This is a genomic window from Collinsella sp. AF38-3AC, from assembly GCF_003474365.1.
In the GTDB taxonomy this organism is placed as follows: domain Bacteria; phylum Actinomycetota; class Coriobacteriia; order Coriobacteriales; family Coriobacteriaceae; genus Collinsella.
This window is the reverse complement of record NZ_QROM01000006.1, coordinates 89,526-114,467: the sequence shown is the minus strand read 5'-3', so window position 1 is coordinate 114,467 and position 24,942 is coordinate 89,526. Positions and strand designations below refer to the sequence as shown.

20 protein-coding genes are annotated in these 24,942 nt (G+C 59.0%); 10 read left to right on the top strand and 10 right to left on the bottom strand.

Features of this window, described 5'->3' with window-relative positions:
- Positions 1–264: 264 nt before the first annotated feature.
- Complete coding sequence (locus DW029_RS05660; RefSeq protein ID WP_117735475.1) at positions 265–1,470, top strand: galactokinase family protein; 1,206 nt, start codon at positions 265–267, stop codon at positions 1,468–1,470.
- The gene (locus tag DW029_RS05655) at positions 1,461–3,089 is read left to right on the top strand and encodes a UDP-glucose--hexose-1-phosphate uridylyltransferase (protein ID WP_199582553.1); all 1,629 of its coding nucleotides are present in this window, start codon (positions 1,461–1,463) and stop codon (positions 3,087–3,089) included. The genes DW029_RS05660 and DW029_RS05655 overlap by 10 nt, the downstream gene beginning before the upstream one ends.
- Before the next feature lie 241 nt (positions 3,090–3,330).
- Here DW029_RS05655 and DW029_RS05650 read toward each other — a convergent pair whose 3' ends face one another.
- The 7 genes from DW029_RS05650 to DW029_RS05620 all read right to left on the bottom strand — a co-directional run bounded on the left by DW029_RS05650 (position 3,331) and on the right by DW029_RS05620 (position 9,501).
- A complete protein-coding gene (locus DW029_RS05650) occupies positions 3,331–4,266 on the bottom strand; it encodes a hexose kinase (protein ID WP_118273032.1) in 936 nt (311 codons plus the stop codon).
- Between the two features lie 53 nt (positions 4,267–4,319).
- A complete protein-coding gene (locus tag DW029_RS05645) occupies positions 4,320–5,201 on the bottom strand; it encodes an aldose 1-epimerase family protein (protein ID WP_118345507.1) in 882 nt (293 codons plus the stop codon).
- 119 nt (positions 5,202–5,320) lie between these two features.
- Positions 5,321–5,845, bottom strand: coding sequence for a galactose-6-phosphate isomerase subunit LacB (gene lacB / locus DW029_RS05640; RefSeq protein WP_117583544.1), 525 nt, complete (start codon positions 5,843–5,845; stop codon positions 5,321–5,323).
- A gap of 63 nt (positions 5,846–5,908) precedes the next feature.
- Positions 5,909–6,337, bottom strand: coding sequence for a galactose-6-phosphate isomerase subunit LacA (gene lacA / locus DW029_RS05635; protein WP_006234830.1), 429 nt, complete (start codon positions 6,335–6,337; stop codon positions 5,909–5,911).
- A gap of 307 nt (positions 6,338–6,644) precedes the next feature.
- Positions 6,645–7,658 (bottom strand): hypothetical protein, encoded by a 1,014-nt coding sequence (locus DW029_RS05630; protein WP_118345506.1) that lies wholly within the window; start codon positions 7,656–7,658, stop codon positions 6,645–6,647.
- Between the two features lie 285 nt (positions 7,659–7,943).
- Positions 7,944–8,282: a PTS lactose/cellobiose transporter subunit IIA gene (locus DW029_RS05625; RefSeq protein ID WP_055252615.1), complete on the bottom strand. Its 339-nt coding sequence runs from the start codon at positions 8,280–8,282 to the stop codon at positions 7,944–7,946.
- Positions 8,283–8,496: 214 nt separating this feature from the next.
- Positions 8,497–9,501 carry a LacI family DNA-binding transcriptional regulator gene (locus tag DW029_RS05620; RefSeq protein ID WP_006234826.1) on the bottom strand — a complete coding sequence of 335 codons (1,005 nt, stop codon included), beginning with the start codon at positions 9,499–9,501 and terminating at the stop codon, positions 8,497–8,499.
- A 357-nt stretch (positions 9,502–9,858) separates the two neighbouring features.
- On the opposite strand from DW029_RS05620, the gene DW029_RS05615 reads away from it, so the two are divergent.
- Together DW029_RS05615 and lacG (DW029_RS05610) are read left to right on the top strand one after the other, a co-directional pair.
- Positions 9,859–11,625 (top strand): PTS transporter subunit EIIC, encoded by a 1,767-nt coding sequence (locus DW029_RS05615; protein ID WP_118345505.1) that lies wholly within the window; start codon positions 9,859–9,861, stop codon positions 11,623–11,625.
- 66 nt (positions 11,626–11,691) lie between these two features.
- Positions 11,692–13,131, top strand: a complete 1,440-nt coding sequence (gene lacG / locus DW029_RS05610) for a 6-phospho-beta-galactosidase (protein WP_022094685.1) — start codon at positions 11,692–11,694, stop codon at positions 13,129–13,131.
- Between the two features lie 270 nt (positions 13,132–13,401).
- Here lacG (DW029_RS05610) and DW029_RS05605 read toward each other — a convergent pair whose 3' ends face one another.
- Positions 13,402–14,430: a LacI family DNA-binding transcriptional regulator gene (locus DW029_RS05605; protein WP_233539395.1), complete on the bottom strand. Its 1,029-nt coding sequence runs from the start codon at positions 14,428–14,430 to the stop codon at positions 13,402–13,404.
- Positions 14,431–14,774: 344 nt separating this feature from the next.
- Between DW029_RS05605 and lacG (DW029_RS05600) the strand changes: the two genes are divergently transcribed.
- The gene (gene lacG, locus DW029_RS05600) at positions 14,775–16,223 is read left to right on the top strand and encodes a 6-phospho-beta-galactosidase (protein WP_006234822.1); all 1,449 of its coding nucleotides are present in this window, start codon (positions 14,775–14,777) and stop codon (positions 16,221–16,223) included.
- A gap of 176 nt (positions 16,224–16,399) precedes the next feature.
- Positions 16,400–18,160, top strand: coding sequence for a PTS lactose transporter subunit IIBC (locus tag DW029_RS05595; protein WP_022094682.1), 1,761 nt, complete (start codon positions 16,400–16,402; stop codon positions 18,158–18,160).
- 337 nt (positions 18,161–18,497) lie between these two features.
- Here DW029_RS05595 and DW029_RS05590 read toward each other — a convergent pair whose 3' ends face one another.
- The gene (locus DW029_RS05590) at positions 18,498–19,499 is read right to left on the bottom strand and encodes a LacI family DNA-binding transcriptional regulator (protein WP_147351878.1); all 1,002 of its coding nucleotides are present in this window, start codon (positions 19,497–19,499) and stop codon (positions 18,498–18,500) included.
- 284 nt (positions 19,500–19,783) lie between these two features.
- Here DW029_RS05590 and DW029_RS05585 point away from each other — a divergent pair, with 284 nt between their 5' ends.
- The 4 genes from DW029_RS05585 to DW029_RS05570 all read left to right on the top strand — a co-directional run bounded on the left by DW029_RS05585 (position 19,784) and on the right by DW029_RS05570 (position 23,921).
- On the top strand, positions 19,784–21,568 hold the full coding sequence (locus tag DW029_RS05585; protein WP_118345503.1) for a PTS lactose transporter subunit IIBC: 1,785 nt from the start codon (positions 19,784–19,786) through the stop codon (positions 21,566–21,568).
- Between the two features lie 76 nt (positions 21,569–21,644).
- Positions 21,645–23,066, top strand: a complete 1,422-nt coding sequence (lacG, locus tag DW029_RS05580; RefSeq protein WP_199582551.1) for a 6-phospho-beta-galactosidase — start codon at positions 21,645–21,647, stop codon at positions 23,064–23,066.
- Between the two features lie 293 nt (positions 23,067–23,359).
- The gene (locus DW029_RS05575; RefSeq protein WP_117735487.1) at positions 23,360–23,626 is read left to right on the top strand and encodes a type II toxin-antitoxin system Phd/YefM family antitoxin; all 267 of its coding nucleotides are present in this window, start codon (positions 23,360–23,362) and stop codon (positions 23,624–23,626) included.
- Positions 23,616–23,921: a type II toxin-antitoxin system RelE/ParE family toxin gene (locus tag DW029_RS05570; protein WP_117583553.1), complete on the top strand. Its 306-nt coding sequence runs from the start codon at positions 23,616–23,618 to the stop codon at positions 23,919–23,921. The genes DW029_RS05575 and DW029_RS05570 overlap by 11 nt, the downstream gene beginning before the upstream one ends.
- 110 nt (positions 23,922–24,031) lie before the next feature.
- Here the strand turns inward: DW029_RS05570 and DW029_RS05565 are convergent, their stop codons facing one another.
- Positions 24,032–24,796: a DeoR/GlpR family DNA-binding transcription regulator gene (locus DW029_RS05565; protein WP_118345502.1), complete on the bottom strand. Its 765-nt coding sequence runs from the start codon at positions 24,794–24,796 to the stop codon at positions 24,032–24,034.
- Positions 24,797–24,942: the final 146 nt, after the last annotated feature.

Here is a 24,942-nt window from a genome sequence, read left to right as displayed (position 1 = left end):
CCCGCTATCGTCGGACGCATGCTAACGTACTCTACTTTTTCAATCCGCAACTCTTCTGCTCTATAAGTCCATACGGCAATACCGTTCACGGCTGAATTTCTACCGATTACCAGATTCTCAAAAAGTGATAAGCGTTGTGTTATGAGTACGTTAACATAGCCCGTAACGTGCGGCATCGTAGATGCTGAGTTTACGCCGCTTCAGATTATTAACGTACTCACTACGACGCAAAGCTCGTCAGTATGCGCCAAGGAAAGGACCCTCATGACCGCTCCCGACGAAAAGACACTCGCCACGCTCACCAAGCTGTTCGAGGATGAGTTTGGCCCCATCGGCGATCGCCAGGTGCTCTATGTGCACGCGCCCGGCCGCTCCGAGATCAGCGGCAACCACACCGACCACGAGGGCGGCCACGTTATCGCCGGCTCGCTCGATGTCGCCGTCGACGGCATCGCCGTGGCAACCGATTCCAACAAGGTCCGCGTTGCCGACGAGGGCTATCCCACGTTTGAGATCGCGCTCGACACGCTAGACGTTCAGGAGTCCGAGAAGGGCACGTCCGCGAGCCTCGTCCGCGGCATGGCCCACGAAATCGCTGCTCTGGGCGTTGAGCCCCAGGGCTTCGACCTCGCCTTCACCTGCTCCGTCCCCTCGGGCGGCGGTCTTTCGAGCTCCGCTGCTGTCGAGGCGGCATACGGTCGTGCCATGGAGACGCTCTGGGGAGCGCCCGCCATCGAGCCCGTCGCGCTCGCCCAGATGAGCCAGCGCACCGAGAACAATTACTACGGTAAGCCCTGCGGCCTTATGGACCAGGCCGCCGTGTGCTTGGGCGGCCTTGCCTACATGGATTTTGAGGATCAGGCTCAGCCTAAGACCCAGAAGCTCGAACTCAACTTTGAAGATCACGGCTATGCGCTCGTGCTCGTTAAGGTCGGCGCCGACCACGTGGCCGCCACCGACGACTACGCCGCCGTTCCGCGCGAGATGCAAGACGTCGCCGCCGAGTTTGGCAAGGCACGCCTGTGCGAGGTAAACGTTGCCGATTTTGACGCCAAGCTCCCCGAGCTGCGCGCCAAGCTGGGCGACCGTGCCTGCCTGCGCGCCGTTCACTACTGGTACGAAAACGGCCTGGTCGATAAGCGTTGGGCGGCCCTTAACGCCGGCGACATCGACCAGTTCCTGGTCCTGACGCGCGAGTCCGGCGCCAGCTCTGCCATGTACCTGCAGAATGTCGTTGCCAAGCTGGGGTCTGAGCAGCCTTCCATGTATGCCCTGGCGCTGGCCGAGCACGTGCTCGACGGCCGCGGCGCCGTTCGCATTCACGGTGGCGGCTTTGGTGGCACCATCCAGGCCTTCGTGCCGCTCGACCTGGTCGACACCTTCATTGCCAAGATGAACGGCTGGCTGGGCGAGGGCTCTGCCCGCCACTACGCAATTTCTGACAAGGGGGCTTACGCGGCATGGCTGTAATGACCGACGTGCGCGAGGCCGCGCAGAACCTGATCGAGTACGCTATCCACCGGTCGATGATCGGCCAGGACGATCGCATCTGGGCATACAACACCATTTTGGAGTGCATCGGCGCCACGGGCCCCGCACTCGACATGGCTTGGGCGCTCAAGACCGAGAAGATTTCGCTCTTGCACCCCGATACCCTGCCCGACTTTGACCTGGAGGGCACGCTCGCCGCGCTTGCCGAGGCCGCCGTTGCCAACGGTGCTGCCGAGGACACGGCATCGGGGCGCGACCGCATCGCCATGCGCATCATGGGCGCGCTGATGCCGAGGCCTTCGGTTGTAAACGAGGAATTCAACGGCCGCATGGGCGTCAACGAGCCCCGCGCCGCGACCGACTGGTTCTACGGCCTGTGCTGCGACGCCGGCTACGTGCGCCGTGCCGCCATCGCGCGCAACATCAAATGGAGCACCCCCACCAACTGGGGCGATCTCGAGATAACCATCAACCTGTCCAAGCCTGAGAAGGACCCGCGCGATATCGCCGCGGCAGGTGCCGCCAAGAACACGGGCGAAAAGTATCCCGCCTGCCAGCTCTGCATCGAAAACGAGGGCTACCCCGGACGCTCCGCCGCAGCCGACGGCGGCGCTCATCCTGCACGCCAGAACCTGCGCATTATCCCCATCTCGCTCAATGGCGATCGCTGGGGCTTCCAGTACAGCCCGTACGCGTACTTTAACGAGCACTGCATTGCCATGAGCTCCGAGCATCGCCCGATGCACGTTGACCGCAAGGGCCTGACGTGCCTGCTCGACTTTGTGGACCTGTTCCCGCACTACTTTATTGGCTCCAACGCCGACCTGCCCATCGTGGGCGGCTCGATTCTGTCGCACGACCACTTCCAGGGCGGCGCGCACGAGTTCCCCATGATGCATGCCGCCGAGGTCTTGCAGTTTAGCGTGCCCGGCTTTGACAGCGTTACGGGTGCTGTGCTGCAGTGGCCGCTTTCGGTGCTTCGCCTGCGCTCGCATGACCGCGCTCAGCTGCTCGACGCTGCCGAGAAGATTATCCTCGCCTGGCGCGAGTGGACCGATGAGTCTGTGGGCGTCATCGCGCACACAGCCGATGGCATGGCGCACAACACCGTGACACCCGTCATCCGCCGCGTCGACTCCCGCGGCAATGCCGGCGGCAAAATCTACGAGGCCTACCTGGCGCTTCGCTGCAACATCACGACCGACGAGCATCCGTTGGGCGTGTTCCACCCGCATGCCGAGTATCACCACATTAAGAAGGAGAACATCGGCCTGATCGAGGTCATGGGCCTGGCCATTTTGCCGCCGCGCCTGGTTCCCGAGCTCGGTGCTGTCCGCGAGCACCTGCTGGCGGCCAAGGCCGATGCCAGCTACGACCTTGCCGGCGTGCTCGAGGGCGATAGTCTTTGCCGCAGCCACGCCGCATGGGCCGAGGATGTCTATGCCCGCCGCGCCGACGAGCTTACGGCGGACAACGCCATCGATATCCTGCACGAGGAGGTCGGCGTGGTGTTTGGCCACGTGCTCGACAACGCCGGCGTATTTAAATGGGATGAAGCCGGCCGCGCCGCCCAGCAGCGCTTTATCGACTCACTGTAATGATCCCTTTCGGACGAAGGAAAACGGATCATTTCGTCTTCAAGACAACGGCGCCCGCCGGCAACATCGCCGGCGGGCGCCATTTTTGCGTGTAGTCATTGGGGACGCTCTTAAACGACTAGTCAAACAAGAACGTCCCCAACGACTAATGACTCGAGCGTGGAAAATCTCCCACTTTGAGCTCGTATGGGCACCAAAAGCAGGAGATTATCCACGCTCATTCTATTAGGAGTCGCAACCGCTACAACTCTACGACCTCAACGCTGTTGTAGACCTCGTCCCAGCGGTCCATGACCAGGTGGCCGGTCTTGGGGTCCATGGCGTTGAGCTTGCCGCAGGTATTGGCAGTCTTGAGCACCGTGACGTCGTCGGCACCAGCAGCAATGGCATGCGCAAAGCCGGCGATGGTCGAGTCGCCGGAACCCGTCGCGTTCACAGCCGCAATCGCGGGCGTCTTGGCGCGGAACGCGCGGCCCTCATGGAAGCCCACCGAACCGGCAGCGCCCATCGAAACGACAACCCAGGGGATACCGGCAAAACGGTCATCGGCGGCAAGCGCCTCGCGCAGAGCATCGACATCATCGGTCGTGAAGGACGTGCTCAGCAGACCGTTGATCTCGGTCAGATTGGGCTTCACAAGCTCGGGCTTAGCGTCGGACTCCAGCGCGGCCTCCAGCGATGCACCCGAGGTATCGAGCAGCACCTTGGCGCCCGCCTCCTCGGCGATCTTGACGAGCTCGGCATAGTAGCCGGCATCGACGCCACGCGGCAGCGAGCCCGAAAGCGTCACGACGTCAGCCTTCGCAGCGAGCTCGGCGAACTTGGCCGTAAAGGCCTCGAGCTCGGCCGGAGCGATCTGCGGGCCGCTCTCCAGCAGCTCGGTCTGATTACCCTCGTGCAGAATATTCAGGCAAATGCGCGTCTCACCGGCGATGGGCACAAAGTCGTTCTTGACGCCGTCGGCATCCATGAGCTCGGCCATATAGGCACCCATGTGGCCGCCAAGCAGACCGGTCGCGAGCACATCGTCGCCCAACTGCAGCAGCACACGGCTCACGTTGAGGCCCTTGCCGCCAGCGGTCTTTTCGGGCGTCACGCGGTTAACATCGTCGATGATCAGCTTGTCGAGCTGATAGCGCGTATCAATCGACGGGTTCATGGTAACGGTCAGAATCATATTGAACTCCTGTTCCGGGGCGGCATGACCCACCCCAAACATACGATAGCTCGTTAAAGGATCTCAATCTCAAAGCCGCGGGTGACGGTCTCTCCCGGCTTGGCCACCAAGCAGCCACGCTTGTGCTCCAGAATATCGTCCTCGTCGGAGCAGGTGGACAGGCCGCCCCACGGTTCAACTGCCACAAAGTCGCCCTCGGGCTTGCTCCACACAATCAGGTACGGCATATCGGGGAACGTCAGGCGCACGCCCTTGTCCTCGGTTTTCTTGGTCAGCGTAACCACGCGGCTCTCGAGCACGTCGAAGATGGTCTCCGCGAAGTCGAAGAGTTCGTGGGTAAGCGGCAGGTTCTGGCCGATCATGGGGTTCTTGCTGCGATGCTCAACATCAATCAGGCCCGTCGAGGGAACGGCAGTACAGAGCTCGGCGGCCTCACGCTGCTCAAAACGGAGCTCGTAATCGTCGTAGGACTCGCCCTCGTCGAGCGGGCACTTAAAGCCGGGGTGACCGCCCACAAAGAACGGCATGTCCTCGGTGCCCTCATTGGTCACCTCGTACGACACGGCCACCTTTTCCGAATCGATCGTGTAACGAGCAACGATCTTGAACGGATACGGGTACTGCTCGAGCAACTCGGCATGGTCGGCAGAGCTTAGGCTCAGCGCAGCCATGTTGTCGCTCTGCTCCTCGAGCTTCCACTCCTGTTTGCGCGCAAAGCCGTGGCGGTCGAGGTTTACCTCGCGGCCGCCCATGGTCATCGCGCGACCGTCACGAAGGCCGCCGCAGATCGGGAAGCAAATGGGTGCCTGGCCCGACCAGACCGCCGGGTCACCCTGCCACAGGTACTCACGGCCGTTGGCCGCAATAGAAGTGAACGACCCACCCGCCGTGCTCAACGCCACACGAATCAAGCCGTTATCAAGAACAAACTCCATAGGAGCCTTCCCTTTCTTACGACAGCCCGCCAAGTCAATAGGGCTGATAGAAAACCGGCCCGCGCCTCATCACAGAAACGCGAGCCGTCAACGGACTAGTAAATTACGCCGGATACCCGCTAGTCATGGTATTCGCCGCGGTCCCACTTCTCGAGGAACTCGTCAAAGAAGTGCGGGTCGGCCTGAGCCTCGGCGTCGGCCTTGTTGCAGGCGTCGATCTTGGCAATCAGGGCATCGTGCTCGGGAGTCTTGTCGTAGGGCTCCTCCAGGAAAGCAAGCATGATATCGGCCATCAGGAACTCGCCGGTGATCTTGCCGCCAAAGCCCACGATGTTGGCGTTGAGCTCGCGACGGGCATACAGGGCAGAGGTCATGTCGCGAACCAGGGCGCAGCGGGCGCCGGGAACCTTGTTGACAGCGTTGGTGATACCGATGCCAGTGCCGCACAGTGCCACGCCGAAGTCGGCCTTGCCGCTGGCAACAGCCTCGCCCACGGCCTTGCCGTAGATGGGGTAATGCGTACGGGTGTGGCTGTAGGTGCCGCAGTCGAGCACCTTGTAGCCAGCCTGCTCCAGGCGGTCGGCCAGATAGATCTTCTCGTCCGTAACGATATGGTCGCAACCGATTGCGATGGTCTTCTTCATCAGAACGTCCTTTCGTCTGAATTCACAAGTTGAGATAGAAGTTCGAGTTCTCGGTGGCTCTCGTTAGGCCATCTTGTTGAGCATGTCGACACGGATCTGGTGACGGCCGCCGGCGTACTGGGCGCGCAGGAACTCGCGGGCGATCTTCTTGGCGACCTCGGTGCCCACGACGCCCGGGCCCATGGTGACCATGCGCGAGCCGTTGTGCTCGCGGGTCATGTAAGCGGAACGCTCGTCGGAAATGTTGGCGACGACCATGCCCTTGATCTTGACGGCAGCCATATAGGAGCCGACGCCGTACTTATCGAATGCGAAGCCCTGGGAATCCTTGTGCTCCAGCAGGTCCTTGGCAACGGCGGTCGCGGAATCGACAAAGTCCGCGGCAGGGGTCTCGGAATAGTCAACGACTTCGTGACCGTCGGCGATGAGCATCTCCTTGATGGACTCCTTCATCGACATACCGTCGGCATCGGAAGCGATTACAACCCTCATGACATCCTCCTTGAGAGATACGCAGGTGCGTAGTTTCTGTTTGGAAGTGTTGAATCGCGTTCAGGTCCGGGCATCTGAATGTGCGGTTCTTCACTGTTCATGTTTATTTGAACACATTCGAACATTAACTGCAACAACTATTTGTTTGTCTTTGTTCTTTTTTGAACAAATACCATTCACGGGTGATTGCTGACCGTTTGGGTCTGGCGCGGACGCAGCGACCATGTGTTCAACAAACAAAAGGGCGGCCGAGAACGTGTCTCGGCCGCCCTTCGGCAGTATGCCCCGGTATATACAGCTGTTTTAGCTACACGGACTGCCCGCCCTTCTTGGCATGCTTGGACGGAGCGCTCAGAAAGCGCCCCGTTAAGTAGTTCGCCGGACCGGAAATATCGATCCCCAGCAGTGTGTGCCCCAACCACAGAAACGCCGCGAGCACCAGCAACGGAATAACACACGAGGTCACGATCATCACGATAACGCCTTCGATCAGATCAGTCACCTGCTGCACAATCCCATCGGTCATCTGCTTGGCTCCACTGGTCACCGATGTGACGAGACCCGAGGCGCCGTCGGCAAGCTGCTCAAGCACATTCTTGGACTCTGTAGACTCGGTCTTTTTCTTGCTTGCTTTGGAGCTGTCGCTATCTGCCGCACTCGCAGCGTCGGCCGCCTTTTGCTCGGTCGCCTCGATGCTCACTCGATACGTTTCGTCGACCTTTTGCGATACCCACACGCTTGCAGGCACCAACGCCATGCCGATCATGGCGACTACCAGCACGCGGGTCGCCACGCGGCGCAGGACGGCACTCGTGCTCCAGCGTCCGTGAATGCCAAGCGAGACCGCAAAGAGCACCAGAGCAAACGGGATCAGGATGCCCAGGCCCACCGACCACAAGATGGTCAGCAGATATTTCTCGAGGTAGAGCACGGCAAGCACAATGCCCAAGTTGCCCGAAAGCTGGGCGAGCTGCTCGGCGACCGGCGTTCCCGTATCGCCCGGCAGCGCCGTGATGCCCGCAGACAGCGCCACGCACGAGGTCGTGAGCGCCAAAACGTTGCCCTTCTTTTGATCGATAACCTCGATGGTGGAGTCCCAAGTTTTGGTATCGGCGAAATGCGGACGAGCTACAAAGCCCGACAGCAGCGCCAGTACCACGAGCGCAACGATAAAGCCAATCTGCAGCTTTTTGTTTGCGCACACGACATCGGACAGGCTGGGCTGCAGCTCGGTTACTGTCGTGTGCTCGGTTATCTGGACAGAACGCCCATGAGCTACCTCGTGCGCGTCTCTTTTTTGTATTGACCCGTTATCCGGCATTTGGATACCTCCTCAGTCCGGCGTTTAATGCGAAAGGAAGTATACCCACCGAGCAAAAATCGAACGGGAGGACGAACGGAGCGCACCAAGACTGCCCCCCAACGACTAGTCGTTTAAGAACGTCCCCAATGACTGTCTCGGGATGAGTTGCGGTGGAATAGGGATTGTTTTGCGCCCGCCGGCCCCTATTCAGTCCCCATTTCACCGCAACTTGGAGGAGGACAAAAAAGCCCTGCCGCGGGTAGCGGCAGAGCTTTTGGAAGGGGACTTGGTTGTGAGGGCTCGTTAGGCGAGCTTGGCCTCGAGCTCGGCGATGCGCTTGTAGGCATCGATGGTAAAGCGGGCCTGCTTCTCCAGGATCATAGTGGTCATGAGAGTGTCCTGAGCGTGAGCCATGATGAAGGTCATCTCCATCTCGCCACCGCCGGCCTCCTGCGAAAGCAGCTTGGTCTGCGTGTCGTGGGCGCCGATAAGTGCATCGCTGGCATCCTTGTGCAGCTGTTCGGCCTTCTCAAAGTCACCCTCGCGAGCAGCATCGAGCGCTGCAAGCAGATCGGTCTGGGCGTCACCTGCGTATGCGACAATCTCGAATCCAACCATCGAGATTTCTTCTTTGGTTGCCATATTGCGTTCCTTTCACATATGAACCAATGGAGAGCATCGCGTCCGGGCATACGCGCTGCGTTGTGTATGACAGAAACAATAACATTCAAACAAAAAAGAACAGCGCAAAACGTGATTTCGAGCTATGAACGGTCGCTTTTCGCCCGTGAACGGTTTTTAAACCAATCTGAACAATATCGAACACAATTAGCGGCAACCCAAACAGACCTGCGCCCTAGCGTACATCGCGCACCGTATCGCCCTCGACGAGCACGCCCGGAAACAGCATGTGCTCCACACCGGGCGCAACGCCCTCGGCGCCGGCAATCTTGTCGACCGCCCACATGCCGACGCGCTTGTTGTCAAAGCGCACCGTGGTCAGGCGACGGTCGGGCACGATATCGCCCAGGCTGTCATCAACACCCACCACACTCACGTCCTCGGGCACGCGCTTTCCGCGCGACTCGAGCCCGCGAATGCAGCCGTAGGCCATGGCATCGTTGGAGGCATAAATGGCCGTGCAGGTCGGATCATCCGCCAGGGCCTGACCTGCGGCATATCCGCTCTGCGCCGTCCAATCGCCACGGATAAGTCGCGGTGGCTCAATGCCATGCGCACGCAATGTCTCGCGCCAGCCTTCCTCGCGCCGCATGCCCGAAAGCGAGCGCTCGGGACACGAGATAAAGTGCACGGTCTTGTGCCCCCGCTCCAGCAAGTACTCGACCACCTGGCGCGAGCAATCGAACTGGTCGTTATCGACCGTTGAACAGAGCGGGTGCTCCAACATCGTAACGAGCACCGTCTGCATGCCGGGCAGCGGCTCGAAGGTGCCAAAGTCTGCCGGCATGCGATTCATGATCACAACCATACCGTCCACTGGCAGTGCGCTCATGCGCGACGATGCGCTCTCGAGGGTATACGGATGCCCGTCTACTTTAGTGAGGGTGATGGCATAGCCGTGCTTATCGGCCGCGGCGGCAAAGCCCTCCATACGGTCGAGATTGCCGGTGCCGGTAATGTTGAACATGGCGACGCCGACGGTCTTAAACTTACCGCGGCGCAGCGATCGACCGGCAAAATTGGGGCGATACCCCAGCTCGCGCATGGCGGCACGCACGCGTTCCTTGGTCTCGGGGCGCACGCTGGGCGAATCGTGCACGGTGCGCGAGACCGTCTGCTCCGAGACGCCCGCGAGGCGCGCTACGTCTTTGACGGATACCGATTTTTTAACAGCGGCCATAGGTCGATCTTTCTATGTCAACGATGCCATTGGTGGCACCTTGCGCAGTCATTTTTAACGCCTTCAAGTATATCCAACGCCTCCCCCACCATACGCTCACCACCCAAAACCTACCGTTCACCGACATTTTTGCTTCCCCGAACGGCTTTTGTCGCCCAAATGTTAACGTTGCCATTGTGCAAACACAGAGCCACCGGGCGGCTCAAACGTTTACGCGTAAGAAATCGACGGTTCGCAGGCACAGGAACCACCGGTTCACTTCTTTTTTTGTGTCACAAAATGGCAACGTCAACATTTTGGCAACCGAAAGTCAAAAGCTACCATCGTTGCTAACCCACCGACTCTTAGGAGCATTGCATGGAGCAACTCATCGCCATCATCGAAAAGGGCCAGCCCTTTTTCAACGCGATCGCCCGCAACAAGTACCTCAAGGCGATCCGCGACGGCTTTATCTCCGTCATCCCCATCATCATCTTCTCGTCCATCTTCTGCCTAGTAGCCTCGGTCCCCAACATCTGGGGTTTCTACTGGCCCGATGACATCAACAACGCCCTGTGGAAGTGCTACAACTACTCCATGGGCATCCTGGCCATCGCCTGCGCCGCCACCACGGCCAAGCACTTCGCCGACGCTCAAAACCGCGATCTGCCCAAGAACAACCAGATCAACTTCATCTCGTGCATGTGCGCGGCCATCATCGGCTTCTTGCTCCTTTCGAGCGACACGATCGCCACGGACGCCGCCAGCGGCTTCAACACGACCTACCTTGGTTCCAAGGGCCTGCTGACCGCTTTCATCGCTGCGTTTGTGACCGGCATCATCTACAAGTTCTTCATTAAGCGCAACATCACCGTCAAGATGCCCGAGCAGGTTCCGCCCAACATCTCGCAGACCTTCAAGGACATCATCCCCTTCTCCGTCTGCATCACCGTCTTTTGGGTTTTTGACATCGTCTTCCGCGCTGCTTTTGGCTTCTGCTTTGCCCAGGGCGTCATCCAGGTGTTCCAGCCCCTGTTCACCGCTGCCGATGGCTACATCGGCCTCGCTGTGATCTACGGCGCCATGAGCCTGTTCTGGTTCGTGGGCGTCCACGGCCCCTCGATCGTCGAGCCCGCCATCGCCGCCGCGCTCGTTGCCAACATGACCGACAACCTGGCTGCGTTCCAGGCTGGCCAGCACGCTTCCGCTGTCCTGACCCAGGGTGCCCAGTACTTCGTCGTCTGCATGGGCGGTACCGGCGCCACGCTCGTCCTGGTCTTTATGTTCTGCTTCCTGGCCAAGTCCCAGGAGATGCGCGCCGTCGGTAAGGCCGCCATCGTCCCCGTGTGCTTTGCCGTCAACGAGCCGCTGCTGTTCGCCGCGCCCATCGTGCTCAACCCCGTCTTCTTTGTCCCGTTTGTCTTTGCCCCGATCGCCAACATCTGGATCCTCAAGGTCTTTATCGACTTCTTGGGCATGAACGGCTTTATGTACACCCTGCCTTGGACCGTCCCCGGCCCCATTGGCACCATCATGGGCCTGGGCTTCCAGCCGCTCGCCTTTGTGATGCTCGCCCTTATCCTGGTCGTCGACTTTGCCCTGTACTACCCTTTCTTCCGTGCCTATGACGCCCAGAAGTGCGCCGAGGAGGCCGAGATCTCCCAGGAGGAGCTCGCCGCCAAGAACGCGGAGAAGGCCGCTAAGCTCAACGATGCCTTCCAGGGCAAGGCTGACGCCAAGAGCGTTGCCGCCGGCGCTGCTGTCGAGGCCGTGAAGGCCGACGCTCCCGCCGTTGTCGCCACTGAGACAACGGCCGCCAGCGACCTCAACGGCAAGCGCGTGCTCGTGCTCTGCCAGGGCGGCGGTACCTCGGGCCTTCTCGCCAACGCGCTGGCCAAGGCTGCCAAAGAGCGCGGCATCAATCTTGAGACCGCTGCCGAGGCCTATGGCAACCACGTTGACATGCTCCCCGACTTTGACCTGGTCGTCCTGGCCCCGCAGGCCGCAAGCTACCTGGCCGACCTGCAGAAGGACTGCGAGCGCGTGGGCAACAAGTGCGTCGCCTGCCGCGGTAAGCAGTACATCGAGCTCTCCCAGAACGGCGACAAGTCTCTCGCCTTCGTCTCCGAGCAGCTGTCGAAGTAAGTAATGCTCAGGGCCAGTCGACCATCAGCAGCCGGCTGGCCCTTCGATTTAGACGATTGGATCATCATGTCCGTTAACCCTGCTAGCGTCACCAACCCGCCTGCGCAGTTTCCCGAGGACTTTGTCTTTGGCGGCGCCACCGCTGCCTACCAGGTAGAGGGCGAGACCCGTACCCACGGTAAGGGCAAGGTTGCCTGGGACGACTTCCTGGAGGCCCAGGGGCGCTTCTCCCCCGATCCCGCTTCCGACTTCTACAACCAGTACCCCGTCGATTTGGAGCTGTGCGAGGAGTTCGGCATCAACGGCATTCGCCTCTCCATCGCCTGGAGCCGCATCTTTCCCAACGGTACCGGCGAAATCAACCCCGAGGGTGTCCAGTTCTATCACGATCTCTTCGCCGAGTGCCATAAGCACCACGTTGAGCCGTTCGTCACGCTGCATCACTTTGACACGCCGCTGCCCCTCTTTGAGAAGGGCGATTTCCTCAACCGCGAGACCATCGACGCCTTTGTGGACTTTGCCACCTTCTGCTTTAAGGAGTACGCCGACCAGGTGACCTACTGGTTCACCTTTAACGAGATCTGGGCCGACGCCTCCAACACCTACATCGAGGGCACCTTCCCCGGTGGCGTCAAGGCGCATCTGGCCGAGGCCTTCCAGTGCGAGCACAACATGATGCTCGCCCACGCCAAGGCCGTGCTGGCCTTCCACAACGGCGGCTTTAAGGGCAAGATCGGCGTCATTCAGTCGCTGGAGTTTAAGTATCCGCTCAACGAGAACGACCCCGCCGACATCAAAGCCGCCAACAACGAGCACGTGCTGCAGAACCAGTTTCTGCTCGACGCCACCTTCCGCGGCGACTATGCCCCCGACACCCTCGAGTGCGCCAACCGCCTGGCTGCCGTCTCGGGCGGCACCATCGAGATCCTGGACGAGGACCTCGAGATTATGCGCGAGGCCGCGCTCTACAACGACTACCTGGGCGTTAACAACTACCAGTGCCGCTTCTTGAAGGCTTACGATGGCGAGAACGACCTGCACCACAACGGTACGGGCGAGAAGGGCACCGGCCGCTGGCGCGTTAAGGGTATTGGCGAGCATGTGAACAAGCCTGGCATCCCCACCACCGACTGGGACTGGATCATCTATCCCGAGGGCCTGTTCGATCTGCTCGTCTACATTAAGCAGCGCTACCCCAACTATAAGCAGATCTTCATTACCGAAAACGGCATGGGCTACAAGGACCCCTACAAGGACGGTTTTGTGGACGATCAGCCGCGCATCGACTACATCGAGCAGCACTTGCGCTGGTTGCTCAAGGCCATGGAGGTGGGCGTCAACGTGGGCGGCTACTTCCTGTGGAGTCTGCAGGATCAGTTCTCCTGGACCAATGGTTACAACAAGCGTTACGGCTTCTTCTACGTTGACTTTGAAACCCAGAAGCGCACGCCCAAGGCAAGCGCCTACTGGTACAAGCACGTAGCGCAGACCCGCCGTCTGGACTAGCGGCTCGCGACGAGCGGCATTGCCCCGCTCACATAACTTGTCCCCATTTCTCAGCCGGGGGCGGCACGTCACACGGCGCGCCGCCCCCCGGCCTTTTTGTGCAGGTCGGAAGCCGTTTGTCTCAATCTGTAACATCTAGCCGAGTTTTTGGGTCCTAGCTGTTACAGATTGAGACGAACAGGATTGCTCTTTCCGAAAAATCTAAATCTGTAACACGTAGCCCGCTTTTGACCGTCTACCTGTTACAAATCGAGACAGACGGAGTAGGACCTAACCCCGTATGTCCCTAACAGTCGAGCGTTCGACCAGCGTGCTCGGCACATGAATCGCCTCGATAGACGAGCTCTCTCCAATCGCCGCCTCAAACGCAAGCTTACCGACACCGCGCAAATCAAATCGCAGCGTCGTCAGCCGATTGTGAGGAACAAGTCCCTCGAGTGCGTCGTCGATACCAACCACGCTCACGTCGTCGGGCACGGACAGGCCCGCGTTCTCGAGCGCGGCGATAACGCCCAGCGCCATCTGGTCATTTGCCGCAAGCACGGCAGTCGGCGTCTGCGACCCGCCGGCAAGCACCTCGGCCGCAATCCGCTCGCCCATGGCGTACCCACTGTCCGCACTCCAATCGCCACGCAGCATCGGAGCGGCATCGACATGAGCACGACCCAGCGTATCGCGCCAACCGGCCTCACGAAAACGCGAGGAAATCGAGTTTTCCGGACCCGCCACAAACCGCATATTCGAGTGACCATGTTCCAGCAGATAATTGGTCAACAGCTCGCACGAACCATACTGGTCGGAGTCGATCGTCGTGCAGCGCGGATGCGCATACATGGACAGGATGACCGTTCGCACTCCCGGCTGGGGAACAAACTCCTCAAAATCGGGAGCCATGCGGTTCATGTTGAGAATCATGCCGTCGACGGGTCGCTCGACCATGCGGCGCGAGGCATCGGCAAGTGCATAGGGCTTGTCGCCGCCCATCTCGATCATAGTGACGGCAAAATCGTGCTCGCGCGCCGCTTGCATGATACCCTCGAGCGTCGCCAGGTTACCGACACGTGTGATGTTGTACATGCACAGGCCAATAGAACGATACGACCCGCCGCGCAACGCCGTTCCAGCAAAATTGGGACGAAAGCCCAGCTCTTCCATGGCGGCCAGCACACGCTTGCGCGTCTTTTCCGTCACGTTGGGCATACCGTTGACCACGCGAGACACAGTCTGGCGGCTCACGCCAGCGAGCGCCGCAACCTCTGCCGCGCTCGCCGAACGACCATTCCTTGTCCGCTGAGCCATGCCTTCCACGCTAACCTGCTTCCCAACTATTCCCCGCGCCCATGGCGCATCGTACATACATTGATAACGTGCTCATGATACCCGAGCCATATACCACAACATGAAAACTTCTGTCAATCAAAACCGCTTACCGAACAAATACAACCGTTCGCGGCTGTTTGAAGTTGTTTTGTTTCTATACATCCCAGCCGGATGTTAACGTGCTCATTGTCAAATGTTCACGTGCTCATTTTGGTTCTAATCATTTTAAGATAGTGTTTATCGGGCTTTTTCACCGCTGAACGCTAACCAGGGAGCCTCCTGAGCACAAACGCACAATATCGAACAGCGAGACGAGAGGGTGTATGCATATGTCTTTGCTAAACCGCGTACAGCAGCTGCCGAAGGGCTTTGTTTGGGGCGCCGCAACCGCCGCGTACCAAACGGAAGGTTCCACGAAGGTGGCAGGCAAGGGTAAGACCATGTGGGACGATTACCTTGTCGCCCAGGGTCGCTTTTTGCCCGACCCGGCCAGTGATTTCTACAACCGCTACGAGGAGGATATCCGCCTTTCTGCCGAGCATGGGCTCAACGCCATCCGTGTGTCCATCGCCTGGACCCGCATCTTCCCCAACGGCGACGATGCCGAGCCCCTCGCCGAGGGCGTTAAGCACTACCACGAGCTGTTCGCCTGCTGCAAAAAGTATGGCGTCGAGCCCTATGTGTCCCTGCATCACTTTGACTCCCCCGCCGCCCTGTTCAACCAGGGCGACTGGCTCAACCGCAAGACCGTCGACGCCTATGTGCGCTATGCCGAGTTCTGCTTCCGCGAGTTCCGCGAGGTCAAGAATTGGTTCACCATCAACGAGCTCATCAGCCTCTCGCACTCCCAATACATCCAAGGCAACTTCCCGCCCAACCATCACTTTGATGTGACGAGCGGCATCCAGAGCCAGCACAACGAGCTCGTTGCCCACGCCCGCGCCGTCAACCTGTATAAGGATCTTGACGAGACCGAGCACCTGGGCGGCCGCATTGGCATGGTCAACGTCCTGACGCCGGCATATCCTGCCACCGACTCGCCCGCCGACCAGCACGCCGCCGACCTGTACAACGCCTTCTACACCGACTTCATCATGGACGGCGCCTTCCTGGGCCACTACTCCGCGCGCACCCTCTCACTCATCAACGAGATTCTGCGTGCCAACAACGCCACGCTTACGGTTGAGGACAGCGACATGGAGGAGCTCGCCAAGGCGGCGCCCCGCAACGATATGTTCGGCCTCAACTACTATCAGTCGGCGTTTATCGCCGCCTACGATGGCGAGTCCACCAACAGCTTTAACGGCACCGGAGACAAGGGCACCTCGTGCTTTAAGTTTAAGGGCGTCGGGCAGCAGGTCGATATGCCGGGTATCCCCACCACCGACTGGGATTGGCTCATCTACCCGCAAGGCCTCTACGACACGCTCAAGCACATCAGCGCCACCTATCCCAACCTCCCCGTCATCTATATCACCGAAAACGGCCTGGGCCACAAGGACCCCGAGCCCGACGCAAACGGCATCGTCGCCGATCCCGAGCGCATCGACTTTGTCGACCAGCACATGGAGAAGGTGCTCCAGGCGCGCGCCGAGGGCGTCGACGTCCAGGGCTACTTTATCTGGAGCCTGCAGGACCAGTTCTCGTGGGCCAATGGCTATAACAAGCGCTACGGCCTGTTCTACATCGACTTCGACACGCAAAAACGTTACATCAAGCAGTCGGCACTCTGGTACAAGGAGCTCGCCGACACTATGGCGGACGCGCAGTAGCGCATCGCCTCGCTTTCCCCCGAGAAGGGAGCGGCCCTATGCGATACAAACCCAGCCGCTCCCCTCTCTCCCCCTGGGACCGACCCCGCCTGCACCCGGGCTTTTAGCAAGCGGGAGACCATATAGGTTTTCAACGTCCATGCCATTAAGATTTCATGCAAAGAGGAGCGTGAACTATGGAATCGATCGTTAAGTTCTTGGAGAAAGGTCAGCCGTACTTCGACAAGGTCTCTAAGAACATCTACCTTCAGGCCATTAAAGACGGCTTTTTGGCAGCAATGCCCATCATCCTGTCTTCTTCTGTCTTCCTGCTTATTTCGACCCTGCCGGGCGTTGTCGCCACGGTCGGCGGCTTTACGCTGCCCGACTGGTGGAACGTCGACGTCGTGAACTTCTGCAACAAGGTTTACAACTTCACGATGGGCGTCGTGGGCATCATGGTCGCCGGCACCACCGCAAGCGCGCTGACCGGCTCCAAGAACCGCCGCATGCCTGCCGGCAAGGCCATCAACGCCACGAGCACCATGGTCGCCGCCATGTGCGCTATGCTCATCTTGGCCGTTACCCAGACGAGTGCCAAGATCGACGGCGCCGATGTCTCGGTGTTCTTTACCGACAACATGGGCACCAAGGGCCTGCTGAGCTCCTTTGTCGCCGCATTTGCCACGGTCAACATCTATGCCTTCTGCATTAAGCGAGACATCACCATCAAGCTGCCCAAAGAAGTCCCCGGCGCCATCGCCCAGAACTTCCGCGACATCTTCGCCTTCAGCTTCTCCATCCTGTTTGTCGCCGTCATCGACGTTATCTGCCGCACCTGCTTGGCCGTCCCGTTTGCCAACGTCATCTCCACGCTGGTGAGCCCGCTGTTCGCCGCTGCCGATTCCTATGCCGGCCTCGCCCTCATCTGGTTCATGATCCCGCTGTTCTGGTTCATGGGCATCCACGGCCCCTCGGTCGTTAAGCCTGCCCTCAACGCCGCGCTGTTTGGCAACATCACCACCAACCTCGCCACGCTGCAGGCCGGCGGTCACCCCGCCCTCGCCCTGACCGAAAACTTCGGTAACTACATCGGCGAACTCGGCGGCACCGGCGCCACGTTCATTGTCCCGATCATCTTCCTGCTCTTTATGCGCTCCAAGCAGCTCAAGGCCGTCGGCAAAGCCTCTGTCGTACCCGTGATGTTCGCCGTCAACGAGCCGCTGCTGTTCGCCGCGCCCATCATCCTCAACCCGTACTTCCTGATCCCGTTCCTGTTTGCCCCCGTGGCCAACGTCCTCATTGGTAAGTTCTTCATCGACTTTTTGGGCATGAACGGCTTTATCTATGCCATGCCGTGGGCACTCCCCGGACCGATCGGCACCTTCATCGACACCAACTTCCAGCCGATCTCTCTGGTCCTGGTTGTCGTCCTGCTGGTCGTTGACTTCTTGATCTACTACCCGTTCTGCAAGGCCTACGACAACGTCCTGTGCAAGCAGGAGGCCGAGACCCTGGCCGAAGAAGAGGCCGAGGAGACCAAGGCCGTCAAGACCGCTGCCGCCCCCGCCGTTGAGGCTCCTGTTGTCGAGACCGCTTCTGCCACCGAGGCCTCCGCAGCTCCGTCCGCCCTTAAGGGCAAGGATCTGAGGGTTCTGGTTCTGTGCGCTGGCGCCGGCACCTCTGCACTGCTCGCCAACGCGCTTAAGGAAGGCGCCGACGAGCTGGGCATCGACATTACCGCCAACGCCGGTGCCTACGGCAGCCACTACGCCATCATGGACCAGTACAACGTCATCGTCCTGGCTCCGCAGGTTCGCACCTATTACAACGAGATGAAGGCCGACACCGACCGCCTGGGCATCACGCTGCTGTCGCCCAAGGGCAAACAGTACATCGACCTCACTAAGGATCCCAAGGGCGCCGTCGCCTGGATCGAGGAAAACCTCGAGGCATAAGACGCTGACACCACCTGCCGCTTGCAGACAATAAATGGCCCGTGCATCGATGTGTGATGCGCGGGCCATTTTGTTTAGACCGCACCCGTCCTCCTGTTCATCTCAATCTGTAACATCTAGCCGAGTTTTTCGGTCCTATCTGTTACAGATCGAGATGAACGCACAGGCCAAGCCGAAAATCTCAATCTGTAACACGTAGACCACTTTTGACCGTCTAGTTGTTACAGATCGAGACAAACGAAATAAGCCGGGCCAAAAATCTCGATCCGTAACATCTAGCCGAGTTTTTGGGTCCTAGCTGTTACAGATTGAGACAAACGGAATAGGCCGAGCACGTCTACGCCCGCAAGTCCTTTACGCTGGAACGCTCGACCAACACGCCCGAGACGAGCGTACGGCTTCTGGAGCTCGGGGCTTCCAGACCTGCGACGACCTCGTTAAGCGCACGGATGCCCAGCTCGCGGTGGCGAAACTTCACCGACGTCAGAATCGAGTTGGGAATCGTCTTGTAGAGCTCATCGTCGAAGCCGATCACGGACACGTCGTCGGGCACACTCAGACCCTTATCACGTAGAGCCATCATCACGCCGTTTGCCATGCAGTCGTTAGCAGCGAGGACCGCCGTGCAATCGGGTTTATCGGCAAGCACAAGGCCCGCGGCATAGCCACTATCCGCATTCCAATCGCCTTGCAGAGGCTCGGGCGGCTCAATGCCACGCGCCTCGAGTGCCGCACGCCAACCTTTCATACGACACTGGCTCGACAGCGACTCTTTCTTACCAGAGACGAAGTACACGTTCTTGTGCCCACGATTCAAGAAGTACTCGCACGCCATGCGCGCGCCACCCTCTTGATCGTCACTAACGGTAGAGCAGGTAGGATGCTCCATCGGCGTGATAATCACCGTCTTGAGGTCTTTCGGTGCCTCAAAGGTATCAAAGTCATCGACCATCTGACGCAGGTTGAAGATCATGCCATCAACAGGCAGCTGCGACATCCTACGCGCCGCATCGGCAAGGGTCATCTTCTCCCCTGCCCGCTTTTTGATCATCGTGAGCGCAAAGCCGCGTTCTTCGGCGGCATCGGCGATACCGTCAATCATGTCCACGGCACCGCCCGACAAGTGAAACAGCACGACGCCGATGCACCCGTAACGGCCCAACTTGAGCGAACGCGCGGCAAAGTTGGTTCGAAACCCGAGCGCCTCCATGGCCGAATGAACCTTATCGCGTGTCGACTCTCGCACGCTATCGGGCTCGTTGATCACACGCGAAACCGTCTTGAGAGAAACACCCGCGGCAACTGCCACATCATTCATTGAGACATTTTTCTTGTCCATCGTTGCCACTACTTCTCCAGTCGGTCTTGCATCGCTTGTTTTTTGCGTTCTAGCATACACTACCTGCTTGACTGATAAATCAACCGTTTACCGGACAATATCGACCACTCACCCGTAAATCCTTGTTGCTCTTCCAAAAATGTCTTACGTTGTCATTAACGAAATGACAACGTTGTCATTTCGCAATGCCTTCCTTAAGCAGGAAGGTTTCCGGGCAGTCCTGACCATCCATCGACGACCAGTTCCATCCACATGCATCGCGCATCAAGCAGCAAAGGAGCTCTATGGACGCCATCGTAAAGATGCTCGAAAAGCATCAGCCGTTCTTTGAGAAGATCTCGAGGAACATCTATCTCCAGGCCATTAAGGACGGATTCCTTGGGTGCATGCCCATCGTCCTCACCTCTTCGATCTTTCTGTTGATCGCCACCCTTCCTGGCGTAGTTGGCATCACGCTGCCCCAACCGCTCATCGACTGGTGCAACAAGCTGTACAACTTCACCATGGGCGTTATGGGCATCATGGTCGCCGGCACCACTGCCAAGAACTTTACGGCTTCCATGAACCGTCGTATGCCCGCCGGCAAAGTGCTCAACGACGGTTCCACCATGGTGGCCGCCCAGTGCAGCATGCTGCTGCTCGCAGTCACGCAGTTCACCACCAAGTTCAACGGCTCCGAACTTTCGGTCTTCGATTGCACCAGCATGGGCACGCGCGGTCTGTTCTCGGCCTATATCGCCGCGTTCATTACCGTGTGGGTCTACAAATTCTGTGTCTCGCGCGATTTGACTATTAAGCTACCCAAGGAGGTCCCGGGGGCCATCGCTCAGAACTTCCGCGACATCATCCCCTTTGGCGGCGCCGTCATCATCTGCGGCATCATCGATGTCGTCGTGCGCAACCTCATGGGCGTTCCGTTCTCCGAGCTGCTTATCAAACTGCTCTCCCCGCTCTTTACCGCCGCAGAAACCTATCCTGGCCTTATCCTTATCCAGGCAGCCACCGCGTTCTTCTGGTTCATCGGCGTCCACGGCCCCTCGATCGTCCAGCCGGGCATCGACCCCATCCGTCTTGCCAACCAGGCCGAGAACCTGCAGGTTCTGCTGGCAGGCGGTCACCCCGCCCACTCCCTCACCTTTAACATGTCGCTCGTGGGTGAGTTCGGCGGCACCGGCGCCACGTTCATCGTGCCGCTTCTGCTGATTCTCTTTATGAAGTCCAAGCAGCTCAAAGCCGTCGGTAAGGCCTCGATTGTTCCTGTTGCCTTCGCCGTCAACGAGCCGCTGCTCTTTGGCGCGCCGATGATCCTTAACCCCTACATGCTCATCCCCTTTGTTGCCGCCGGTTGCGTCAACGTGAGTGTTGCCAAGTTCTTTATCGATAACGTGGGCATGAACGGCTTCTCCTTCGTGGTGCCTTGGGCTACCCCCGCCCCCATCGGCATCTTCATCACCACGAACTTCCAGCTTATCGCCCTGGTATTTGTCGCGATTATCATCTTGCTGGACGCCATCATCTACCTGCCGTTCTTGAAGGCATACGATAAGCTGCTCTGCGACCAGGAGGCCGAGCGCGCCGCCGAGCTGGGTCTCGAGTCCAATGGTGCCGCTGCCATCGCCGCCAAGCCCTCTGCGCCCGCTGTCGAGCAGGCTACCGCTTCCGTCGAGACGACTGTTGCCGCCGCCGACAGCAAGCCTGTCGCCGATCAGCCCGAGCCCGAGCCCGCTGCCGATGCATCCGCCAAGAAGGATGTCGATGGCCTGAAGGTCCTCGTCCTGTGCGCCGGCGCCGGCACCTCTGCCATGCTCGCCAACGCCATCAAGGAAGGTGCCGCACAAACCGGAGAGAACATCGCTTCCTCTGCAGGCGCCTATGGCCAGCACACTGCCATCATGGACCAGTACGACGTTATCGTGCTTGCCCCGCAGGTTCGTAGCTACTACAACGACATGAAGGCCGACACCGATCGTCTGGGCATCAAGCTGCTCGCCCCGCGCGGTAAGGAATATATCGACCTTACTCGCGACCCCGCCGGCGCCATTAAGTGGCTCCGCGAGAACCTCGACTAGGTTCCTCCCTCTGTTGGTGCCCGGATCCCCAGTTCGGGCACCTCTCCCTATTCGAATCCCACAGAAAGGATGACTCATGACCAACCCCATGCAGTTCCCCGACGGCTTTGTGTTTGGCGGCGCCACCGCTGCTTACCAGGTTGAGGGCGAGACCCGTACGCACGGCAAGGGCAAAGTGCCCTGGGACGATTTCCTGGCAGCCCAGGGTCGCTTCTCTCCCGATCCCGCAAGCGACTTCTACAACAAGTACCCGGTCGATATCGACCTGTGCCAGCGCTTCGGCATCAACGGCATTCGTGTCTCCATCGCTTGGAGCCGTATCTTCCCCAGCGGCACTGGTGAGATTAACCCCGAGGGTGTTGCCTTCTATCACGAGCTCTTTGCCACCTGCAATAAAGCCGGCGTTATCCCCTATGTCACGCTCGATCACTTTGATACGCCCGAGGCCTTTTACCAGAACGGCGGCGAGGGCTTCCTGACGCGCACGACGATCGACGCCTTTGTCGAGTACGCCAAGTTCTGCTTTGCCGAGTTCACCGAGGTCAAGCACTGGTTTACCTTTAACGAGATTCCCGCGACCGCCGAGGGCAGCTTTATCGTCGGCAACTGGCCGCACGGCGAGAAGTATCGCCTGGACAAGGCCTTCCAGCTCATGCACAACATGATGGTGGCCCACGCCAAGGCCGTCGTCGCCTTCCATGAGGGTGGCTTTGAGGGCGAGATCGGCATTGTCCAGAACCTGGAGCCCAAGTATCCCCTCGACCCCAACAACGCCGCCGACTGCGAGGCAGCTCGCATGGCCGACGTCATCAACAACCGCTGGGTACTCGACGCCACCTTCCGCGGCCACTATGCCGCCGACACGATGGAGGCTGCGACCAAGCTGTCCCATATCGCCGGCGGCGAGCTCGACGTCCGCGACGAGGACATCGCCGCGCTGACCGCCGCGCTCCCCTACAACGATTGCCTGGGCGTCAACACCTACAAGTGCCAGTTCCTGCGTGCCGCCGAGGGCGAAAATGACATCAACCACAATGGCACCGGTGACAAGGGCTCCTCGCGCTGGTTCCTCAAGGGCGTGGGCGAGTCATGCGTGCGCGAAGGCGTACCCACCACCGATTGGGACTGGATCATCTATCCCGAGGGCCTCTACGACCTGCTGCTGCGTATTAAGAACGATTACCCCAACTACAAGAAGATCTACATCACCGAGAACGGCATGGGCTATAAGGACGACTTCGAGGATGGCTTTATCGACGACGCCCCTCGCATCGACTATATGCGCCAGCATCTCGCATGGATCCTCAAGGCGATTGACGGCGGCGTGAACGTCGACGGCTACTTTGTGTGGTCGCTGCAGGACCAGTTCTCCTGGACCAACGGCTATAACAAGCGCTATGGCCTGTTCTACGTCGACTTTGAGACCCAGAAGCGCTATCCCAAGGCGAGCGCGTACTGGTACAAGAACGTCGCGGAGACCGGCCTGCTCATGGCCTAGTTTAAGCCGCGTACCCCCTGTCGGCCGCATGCGAATCCCTCCACGGGTTCGCATGCGGCCTTTTTCGTTTTGAGCGGCCCGAACTTGAAGATCTCGATCTGTAACACGTAACCGAGTATTCCGGCCCTACCTGTTACAGATCGAGACAAACGGGTAGCCCGAAGCAGAATATCTCGATCTGTAACATCTAACCCGGTTTTCTACTTCCAACTGTTATAGATTGAGATAATTCGACGAAGCCGATGTTTTATTATACCGTGGTACAATTGTGTCCCAACGCAAAGGAGGTACCCATGTCCGCTTGTGTGCCCGTCCGAGACATGAAGGACACCGCCACATTCACCGCACTTGTTGAGTCTGAGCGCGACGTTACCGTAACCAAGAACGGCTACGAGGCCATGCACTGCATCAGCAGCGACCAGTATCGCCTCATGCAAGAAGAAATCGCCAAGGCAAAACTGCTGTCTCGTATGATGTTGGCAGAAGACGAAATATCGCAAGGCGACTACAGCGATTACGAATCCTTCGCGGCTTCGATACGAGACAAATATGACCTATAACGTCGTAATCCTCAAAAGCGCGCGATATGAGTACGAGAGTATTGTCGGATACCTTGCTCAAATCCTCAAGAATCCGCGTGCAGCAGGCAATTTTGTCGCTGAGTTTGAATATCAGCTTGATCTGCTTCGCGAGCAGCCGCTTTTACGTCCCCTCTCGCACATGCAAGAGCTGGCGGCACGTAATTACCGATCGTTTCCCGTCAACAACTACGTGTGTCTATACAAGTTTGAGCACGAAACAATCTATATCGCCCACATCTTTCATCAGTCACAGGACTACGCCCGCCTGGTCTAGCCCACAAGCTGAATACTTGGCCCGAGCGCATATGCATGTCATTCTGCGCGTCATTGTGAAGCGATAATCCCCGCGCCGGCAGAGGGCAGAAGTATCGCCTGCAGCGTTAGCTAGCAAATGACCTGCGTGTGCTCCTCGATGGCAGTGCGGTCCTCGGCGGTAATACCCGGCTCGCACACCACGGCGTCCAAATTGTCCAGGCGGCAGAAGGTGTAGAAGTCGCGCTTGCCGATTTTGCTGGAGTCGGCGATCAGATAGCGCGAGTCCGCCTTGCTAAAGGCGAGCTGCTGGATACGGCCCTCGTCCATGTTGGACGTAGACACGTCGCCATCCAGAATGCCGTTGGCGCCGATAAACGCCGCATCGATGCCCAGCGCGCGCAGGGTATCCTCGGCCGTTGGTCCCACAAAAGCGGCGGTGCGGCGACGGTACATACCGCCCACGAGGCACAAGTCGCAGTCCTCGCGCGCCTCGAGCAGGTTAAACACCGAAAGCGAATTGGTCACAATGCGCAGGCGAAACGTCGGCAGCATCGAGGCCATCTGCTCAACCGTGGTGCCCGTGCCCAAAAAGATGGTCGAGCCTTCCTCGATAAGCTCCACAGCACGGCGCGCAATCTGCAGCTTTTCCTCGGCATGCTTAGTGCGCTTTTCGCTGTGCGAATACTCATGGCGCAACATAGCGTGGGGACGACCCTGTGCACTGCGGGCACCGCCGTGCACGCGCTCGATCTCGCCCAGACTCGCAAGTTCTTCGAGGTCGCGGCGAATCGTCATGTCCGAAACGCCCAGCACATCCGAAATCTCCTTGACCGAGACCGTACCCTGCTCCTCGAGCAGCTGACGAACCTTATCCTGACGCTCCGCCTTGATCATTTTTACTCCTTTGAGTGGTTTTGTTCACATTTATAGTAATCGAACAGTTATGCTCACTCACTCTAAACGGTCGGTTTTTCCCGGTGAACGGTAGGATAGTAAACGCCAAACGTTGAATAACGAAATGCTTCGACGTCACAACTTCA

Excerpts from the sequence above, each read along its gene's own strand:
- DW029_RS05660 (WP_117735475.1), top strand. The coding sequence starts at position 265 with ATGACCGCTCCCGACGAAAAGACACTCGCCACGCTCACCAAGCTGTTC.
- DW029_RS05655 (WP_199582553.1), top strand. The coding sequence starts at position 1,461 with ATGGCTGTAATGACCGACGTGCGCGAGGCCGCGCAGAACCTGATCGAG.
- DW029_RS05650 (WP_118273032.1), bottom strand. The coding sequence starts at position 4,266 with ATGATTCTGACCGTTACCATGAACCCGTCGATTGATACGCGCTATCAG.
- DW029_RS05645 (WP_118345507.1), bottom strand. The coding sequence starts at position 5,201 with ATGGAGTTTGTTCTTGATAACGGCTTGATTCGTGTGGCGTTGAGCACG.
- lacB (WP_117583544.1), bottom strand. The coding sequence starts at position 5,845 with ATGAAGAAGACCATCGCAATCGGTTGCGACCATATCGTTACGGACGAG.
- lacA (WP_006234830.1), bottom strand. The coding sequence starts at position 6,337 with ATGAGGGTTGTAATCGCTTCCGATGCCGACGGTATGTCGATGAAGGAG.
- DW029_RS05630 (WP_118345506.1), bottom strand. The coding sequence starts at position 7,658 with ATGCCGGATAACGGGTCAATACAAAAAAGAGACGCGCACGAGGTAGCT.
- DW029_RS05625 (WP_055252615.1), bottom strand. The coding sequence starts at position 8,282 with ATGGCAACCAAAGAAGAAATCTCGATGGTTGGATTCGAGATTGTCGCA.
- DW029_RS05620 (WP_006234826.1), bottom strand. The coding sequence starts at position 9,501 with ATGGCCGCTGTTAAAAAATCGGTATCCGTCAAAGACGTAGCGCGCCTC.
- DW029_RS05615 (WP_118345505.1), top strand. The coding sequence starts at position 9,859 with ATGGAGCAACTCATCGCCATCATCGAAAAGGGCCAGCCCTTTTTCAAC.
- lacG (WP_022094685.1), top strand. The coding sequence starts at position 11,692 with ATGTCCGTTAACCCTGCTAGCGTCACCAACCCGCCTGCGCAGTTTCCC.
- DW029_RS05605 (WP_233539395.1), bottom strand. The coding sequence starts at position 14,430 with ATGGCTCAGCGGACAAGGAATGGTCGTTCGGCGAGCGCGGCAGAGGTT.
- lacG (WP_006234822.1), top strand. The coding sequence starts at position 14,775 with ATGCATATGTCTTTGCTAAACCGCGTACAGCAGCTGCCGAAGGGCTTT.
- DW029_RS05595 (WP_022094682.1), top strand. The coding sequence starts at position 16,400 with ATGGAATCGATCGTTAAGTTCTTGGAGAAAGGTCAGCCGTACTTCGAC.
- DW029_RS05590 (WP_147351878.1), bottom strand. The coding sequence starts at position 19,499 with ATGGACAAGAAAAATGTCTCAATGAATGATGTGGCAGTTGCCGCGGGT.
- DW029_RS05585 (WP_118345503.1), top strand. The coding sequence starts at position 19,784 with ATGGACGCCATCGTAAAGATGCTCGAAAAGCATCAGCCGTTCTTTGAG.
- lacG (WP_199582551.1), top strand. The coding sequence starts at position 21,645 with ATGACCAACCCCATGCAGTTCCCCGACGGCTTTGTGTTTGGCGGCGCC.
- DW029_RS05575 (WP_117735487.1), top strand. The coding sequence starts at position 23,360 with ATGTCCGCTTGTGTGCCCGTCCGAGACATGAAGGACACCGCCACATTC.
- DW029_RS05570 (WP_117583553.1), top strand. The coding sequence starts at position 23,616 with ATGACCTATAACGTCGTAATCCTCAAAAGCGCGCGATATGAGTACGAG.
- DW029_RS05565 (WP_118345502.1), bottom strand. The coding sequence starts at position 24,796 with ATGATCAAGGCGGAGCGTCAGGATAAGGTTCGTCAGCTGCTCGAGGAG.